Here is a 6278-nt window from a genome sequence, read left to right on the forward strand (position 1 = left end):
GAGGTGTTGTAATGGAACAAGTGATTATATTTGTAGCACAAAAAAAATTAGAAGATAGTGATAAAGCAATTGCAGAAGGATTAGAAGAGTTGAGAGAACTGGTTGAAACTGCAGGTGCGAGTGTTATTGGTGAATTGATTCAAAAAGTAGATAAAATTAATGCAAAACACTACCTTGGTACTGGTAAAATTGAAGAATTGAAACTATATATTGAAGAAGTTGGAGCTACTGGAGTAGTGTGTGATACAGAATTATCTCCACTCCAAATGAAAAATTTATCTGAAATATTAGATACTAAAGTTATGGACAGAACATTAGTTATTTTAGATATTTTTGCACAAAGGGCAACATCTAGTGAAGGAAAATTGCAAGTTGAGATGGCACAGCTTAAGTATCAGTATTCTAGATTGGCAGGAACAGGTATTTCAATGTCTAGACAGGCTGGAGGTATAGGAAGTAAAGGACCAGGAGAGAAAAAATTAGAATTAGATAAGCGAAATATTAGAAAAAGAATGGATATCTTAGAAAAAGAATTGGCAGAAGTAAAACGTCATCGTGAAATCATTAGGAAAAAACGTGTAAAAGAAGAAGTTAGAGTAGTTTCAATAGTAGGCTATACAAACGCAGGGAAATCAACGCTGCTTAATGTTCTTACAGGAAGTGACATATATGTTGAAAAACAATTATTTGCAACGTTGGATACTACTACTAGAAAAGCAATATTACCGTCGGGAACAGAAGTTCGTTTTGTAGACACAGTAGGATTTATTAAAAAATTACCGCATCAGCTTATAAAAGCTTTTTATTCAACTTTGGAAGAAGTAAGGTATTCTGATATAATAATTCATTTAATAGATGCATCAAATGAGCATAATGAAAGTCATATACAGGTTGTAGAAGAGACTCTTAAAAATTTGAAAATTGAAGGGATACCAGTTTTAAAAGTTTATAATAAAGTTGATAATGAACAAGTTTATATAGAAGAATTAGAAAATCTTACTATTTCAGCTAAAACAGGATTAAATTTGGATAAATTACAATTGAAAATTGAAGAAATTTTATATGATGAAATGAAAAAATTTACAGCAGTCGTACCATATACTAAAAATGATATTGTGGCATATTGTAATAAATATGGAGAAAAAATAGTAACATATTATCAAGAAAATGGTGTAAAGATTACTGGCTTTTTACATTTTAGTAAAATTTATAAAATTAAGCCGTTTATTTCAGTGGAATTAGAATAGGATAAATGATAAAAAATATCGCATTTAATGACATTAAACTAGTTAAGACAGCATTGATATTCCTGGATTTGGTATAAAATTTAACAGCAAATAAATTTTTTGTCGATTATTTGACAACACATGTATTTTATGCGATATTTTTTTCTGTCATTTTTTTAATATTTGTGCTATAATCAATTTAGAAATAGAAAAATACTAAGGATAAGGTGATTATGAAATGTATGAAAAAGTTATGATAGGTGAACAGATAATTGATGGTAGGAAGCACACATATTATTTATTAGAAAAAAATTTAACATATGGTATAGAAATAGCTGCGGAAGATTATGAAAAATATATTTGCTCTCAAGTGTATTTTACAGAAAATAAAATGTTTGCTAATCAATTATGTAACAAAATATGTCAAGGAACTGTAACAGTTATAGGTTTGGAAGATGTAATTGATGATATAGTCGCCTAATTATAAAAAAGTAGAGAGGTATGGGTTATTCCCTATACCTCTTTTATTTACATTATTATAGATTTGATTCCTAGATTATTAGAAATACATTTTTCAATTTCAAACATTTTCTCAGATTTAATCGAGGCCAGGGGAGTTGTAGAAATAATTCTTTGTTTGGATATAGTACGCATTTGATCAGCTAATATAATACTATCTTTATCAATACCTTCATAATCAATTTTATCAATATAAATATGAGTAGGAAGTTTTTTACGTCTAGGTTTTGTACTTAGAGGAACACAAATAATATTTGGACTAAATTTATTGCCTATGTCATTTTGGATAATTACAACAGGTCTTATTCCACCTTGTTCACTGCCTACTACATCTTGACCAAGATCAGCAATATATACATCTCCTCTCTTGAATTCAATTAAATTTACTTCGTTTACTGACATATAATTTTCCTTTCTATATAGATAAATTTACCCTTTTGTCTGTATAAATGTCAGGACTATATCAGTCGTAAATTTTATCACGGCTTCTTAAAGATTATTATGTATGTTAAAAATAAAAGATGAGACAAAAAAAACAGGGTATTTACTAAAATAAGTATACTTCCTTTGAGAATTTTTGTCAAATAAAAAAGCTGTTATTCWTAWTGATATAACAGCTTTTAAAATATAATTAAATTAATTTAATTTGAGATGATAGCTATGGTAACAGCTTGCATTTGTGGAGGAAGAGACATAGTCATAGTAGGACCATAAGTAATAGTAACGATTTGACCAGCTTTAAGTTCTGTTGCTGGAACAGTTTTATTATTTTTAGTTATAAGAGTATCTGGTGTAATGTGAAAGATTTCTTCTTGATTACGAGTTTCACCAATTCGAATACTAATATTGTTATTATTTTCGAGAACTTCTGTAATTTTTACTGATTCTCTGGCGGGCATTATTTCAGCAACTATAAAATCTGCAGTTTCTTGATTAATGGTACTATCTGTTTGAGGATTGATAGCATAGGCCGCTGCTTGTGGTAYACGAGATCTAGTCATAGAAGGTGAATGATAGACTTCTACAATCATACCTTCGTGCATGTTTTCAAATTGACTAATACCATTGGCAAAAGAAGTGAGATCACTGATATTTAATACAATGTAATTATCTATATTATCATCTTTTCCAACAGGTAAAATAGTAATTTGTTTAAGTTCGGTATCGACAGTTTTAATGGTTGCACGATCAATTTTAACTGCATTTTCAGGTATTATAGTTGTTGGTTGATTGATAAGGGCAGGTGAAGACTTTGTAGTTGACTTTGATATGAGTTTACCATTTTGATCATATTCATATACGATTGGGGCAGGTATCACATGGTTTGGATCTGGTAACATAACTGTGCCATCTATTCTAGGATTTATAATATACGCAGCTGTTTGCGGTACTCGTGACTTAGTCATAGAAGATGAGTGATATACCTCTACAATCATACCTTCGTGCATATTTTCAAATTGACTAGTACCATTGGCAAAAGAAGTAAGATCACTGATATTTAATATAATGTAATTATCTAAATTATCATCTTTTCCAGCTGGTAAAATGGTAATTTGTTTGAGTTCTGTATCAATAGTTTTAATAGTTGCACGATCGATTTTTATTGCATCTTCAGGTATTTTAATATCCAAATTCATAGAATGAACCTCCATTTGATCGAATGGGATAAGTGGGCTAAGAACTGTTGGTAGAATAAGTATCTGTCCTTCGTCAATTAACTGTAATTCCATGCCAAAATTTTTTCTTAAAAAATCGAGAGATATAAATATGTTTTCATTTTGAGTAATTAGATCTTTTGAAGTTAGTATGTTTGTTGGAATATCTACTGATGTAGGTAATATTGGCGTAGGTGTTACATTAATAGTTAAATCCGGTGTAGTGTTTTCTGAAGCTATGTCTAATGTCATTACTCCATCGATAGGAGTTATATTGTTTGGAAGTAATTGTGCAAAAGTTGGTGTTCCAAGAGATAAGATTGTTAATCCAATAAATAATTTTTTTATTTTCATTGTAGATTCTCCTTAATTATTATTTGCCTTTATACTAGTCAGACGCGGATTTTTTTTTTATGTTCCACTTTTTTTTAATTTTTTGAAAATCTCGTATCGTATGTAATAGATAGTTTCATTAAAACAAAAAAAGACTATTGTATATTTATACAATAGTCTTTTTTTTAATAATAAGCGGGTGATGGGAATCGAACCCACGTAACCAGCTTGGAAGGCTGGTGTTCTACCATTGAACTACACCCGCAAAATATAATATATTGAATATGCGGATGAAGGGAGTCGAACCCTTACACCCTGCGGCGCTAGATCCTAAGTCTAGTGCGTCTGCCAATTCCGCCACATCCGCATAYAAATGAGCCACCCGGGGCTCGAACCCGGGACCACTTGATTAAAAGTCAAGTGCTCTACCTACTGAGCTAGTGACTCGCAAATCAGGGCTAGAAGGATTCGAACCTTCGAATGCAGGAATCAAAATCCTGTGCCTTACCGCTTGGCGATAACCCTACAGGTTTAAATACAAACAATAACCCTTTTAAACTACTTATATAATAGTTCAAATGGTCGCTATAGGGTTCGAACCTATGACCCTCTGCTTGTAAGGCAGATGCTCTCCCAGCTGAGCTAAGCGACCGTAATTTTGGCAACCATCTATCCTCCCTAGTCGTCTCCAACTAAGTACTGTCGACCTTCTCAAGCTTAACCATCGTGTTCGGTATGGGAACGGGTGTTTCCAAGAGACGTATCATCACCAAAAAATAAATAAATATTAAACACTCAAAAACAAATACTATTAACTATATAAATATTAACTATACAAAACCCATTTTAAATTAGGTCAAACCCTCGAACCATTAGTATTGGTCAGCTCGAATGTTACCATTCTTACACCTCCAACCTATCTACCTTGTAATCTGCAAGGGGTCTTACTTCTTACGAATGGGAAATCTTATCTTGAGGTCTGTTTCACGCTTAGATGCCTTCAGCGTTTATCATATCCAGACTTGGCTACTCTGCTATAGACTTGGTAGTCTAACAGATGCACCAGCGGTCCGTCCAACCCGGTCCTCTCGTACTAAGGTCAGCTCCTCTCAAATTTCCTACGCCCACGACGGATAGGGACCGAACTGTCTCACGACGTTCTGAACCCAGCTCGCGTACCGCTTTAATGGGCGAACAGCCCAACCCTTGGAACCTGCTACAGCTCCAGGATGCGATGAGCCGACATCGAGGTGCCAAACCTCCCCGTCGATGTGAACTCTTGGGGGAGATAAGCCTGTTATCCCCGGGGTAGCTTTTATCCGTTGAGCGATGGCAATCCCACTTTCATACCACCGGATCACTAAGTCCTACTTTCGTACCTGCTTCATCCGTCGATGTCACAGTCAAGCAACCTTATGCCTTTGCACTCTTCGAATGGTTTCCGACCATTCTGAGGTTACCTTTGAGCGCCTCCGTTACTCTTTCGGAGGCGACCGCCCCAGTCAAACTGTCCACCTGACATTGTCCCAAATCCGGATAACGGAYTATGGTTAGAAGTTAAGTATTACAAGAGAGGTATCCCAACGTTGGCTCCATCAATACTGGCGTACTGACTTCACNGCCTCCCTCCTATCCTGTACATGTAACACCCAACCTCAGTATCAAGTTACAGTAAAGCTCCACGGGGTCTTTCCGTCCTGTCGCGGGTAACCAGCATCTTCACTGGTACTACAACTTCACCGGGCGTGCTGTCGAGACAGTACCCAAATCATTACGCCTTTCGTGCGGGTCAGAACTTACCTGACAAGGAATTTCGCTACCTTAGGACCGTTATAGTTACGGCCGCCGTTTACTGGGGCTTAAGTTCAAAGCTTCGGATTGCTCCTAACCTCTCCCCTTAACCTTCCAGCACCGGGCAGGCGTCAGCCCCTATACTTCATCTTTCGATTTAGCAGAGACCTGTGTTTTTGCTAAACAGTTGCTTGGGCCTATTCTCTGCGGCCAGTATTTCTACTGGCACCCCTTATCCCTAAGTTACGGGGTCATTTTGCCGAGTTCCTTAACAACACTTCTCCCGTCGGCCTTAGGATTCTCTCCTCATCTACCTGTGTCGGTTTGCGGTACGGGTACCTATAATGCAATAGCAGCTTTTCTTGGCAGCTCTTTCAGAATCTTCCCTACTTAAATTTCGGTCCGTATCACAACTTGCTTTGCTCTTCCGGTTTTTCCTAGAAGACCGCTTGTTGCTTACACACGCATTCCCATTTCGTGCAATTCTTATTTCTCTGCGTCCCTGCAGTTCTGATTATAGGTAGTACTGGAATTTCCACCAGTTGTCCATCGACTACGACTTTCGTCCTTGCCTTAGGTCCCGACTTACCCAGGGCAGATCAGCTTTACCCTGGAAACCTTAGATATTCGGCCTATAAGATTCTCACTTATATCTCGCTACTCATTCCGGCATTCTCTCTCTAAACCACTCCATAGCTTCTTTCGATACTACTTCATCGCTGTTTAGATGCTCCTCTACCAATCAATAAATTGA

4 protein-coding genes, 5 tRNA genes and 2 rRNA genes (1 of these 11 running past the window's edge) are annotated in these 6278 nt (G+C 36.0%); 2 read left to right on the forward strand and 9 right to left on the reverse strand.

All coding sequences use genetic code 11. From position 1 onward, the window contains the following. Window positions 1–11 precede the first annotated feature (11 nt). Window positions 12–1247 carry a GTPase HflX gene (gene hflX, locus EPU_RS04595; RefSeq protein WP_010167194.1) on the forward strand — a complete coding sequence of 412 codons (1236 nt, stop codon included), beginning with the start codon at window positions 12–14 and terminating at the stop codon, window positions 1245–1247. Between the two features lie 217 nt (window positions 1248–1464). Continuing rightward, the gene (locus EPU_RS04600) at window positions 1465–1707 is read left to right on the forward strand and encodes a DUF6514 family protein (protein WP_010167195.1); all 243 of its coding nucleotides are present in this window, start codon (window positions 1465–1467) and stop codon (window positions 1705–1707) included. A gap of 47 nt (window positions 1708–1754) precedes the next feature. Here EPU_RS04600 and EPU_RS04605 read toward each other — a convergent pair whose 3' ends face one another. The 9 genes from EPU_RS04605 to EPU_RS04645 all read right to left on the reverse strand — a co-directional run. Continuing rightward, window positions 1755–2147: a type II toxin-antitoxin system PemK/MazF family toxin gene (locus EPU_RS04605; RefSeq protein ID WP_010167196.1), complete on the reverse strand. Its 393-nt coding sequence runs from the start codon at window positions 2145–2147 to the stop codon at window positions 1755–1757. A gap of 239 nt (window positions 2148–2386) precedes the next feature. After that, entirely contained in the window at window positions 2387–3754 is a 1368-nt protein-coding gene (locus EPU_RS04610) for a hypothetical protein (protein ID WP_010167197.1), read from the reverse strand. Between the two features lie 173 nt (window positions 3755–3927). After that, window positions 3928–3998 (reverse strand) — tRNA-Gly (locus tag EPU_RS04615). Between the two features lie 20 nt (window positions 3999–4018). Beyond that, a tRNA-Leu gene (locus EPU_RS04620) sits at window positions 4019–4100 on the reverse strand. Window positions 4101–4107: 7 nt separating this feature from the next. Next, window positions 4108–4180, reverse strand: a tRNA-Lys gene (locus EPU_RS04625). A 6-nt stretch (window positions 4181–4186) separates the two neighbouring features. Continuing rightward, a tRNA-Gln gene (locus tag EPU_RS04630) sits at window positions 4187–4258 on the reverse strand. Between the two features lie 54 nt (window positions 4259–4312). Then, a tRNA-Val gene (locus EPU_RS04635) sits at window positions 4313–4385 on the reverse strand. 4 nt (window positions 4386–4389) lie between these two features. Beyond that, window positions 4390–4507, reverse strand: a 5S ribosomal RNA gene (gene rrf / locus EPU_RS04640). A gap of 78 nt (window positions 4508–4585) precedes the next feature. Further along, window positions 4586–6278: ribosomal RNA gene (locus EPU_RS04645) — 23S ribosomal RNA — on the reverse strand (it continues 1202 nt past the right edge of the window).

This window comes from Candidatus Epulonipiscium viviparus, from assembly GCF_000171335.1.
Classification (GTDB): Bacteria; Bacillota; Clostridia; order Lachnospirales; family Cellulosilyticaceae; genus Epulonipiscioides; species Epulonipiscioides viviparus.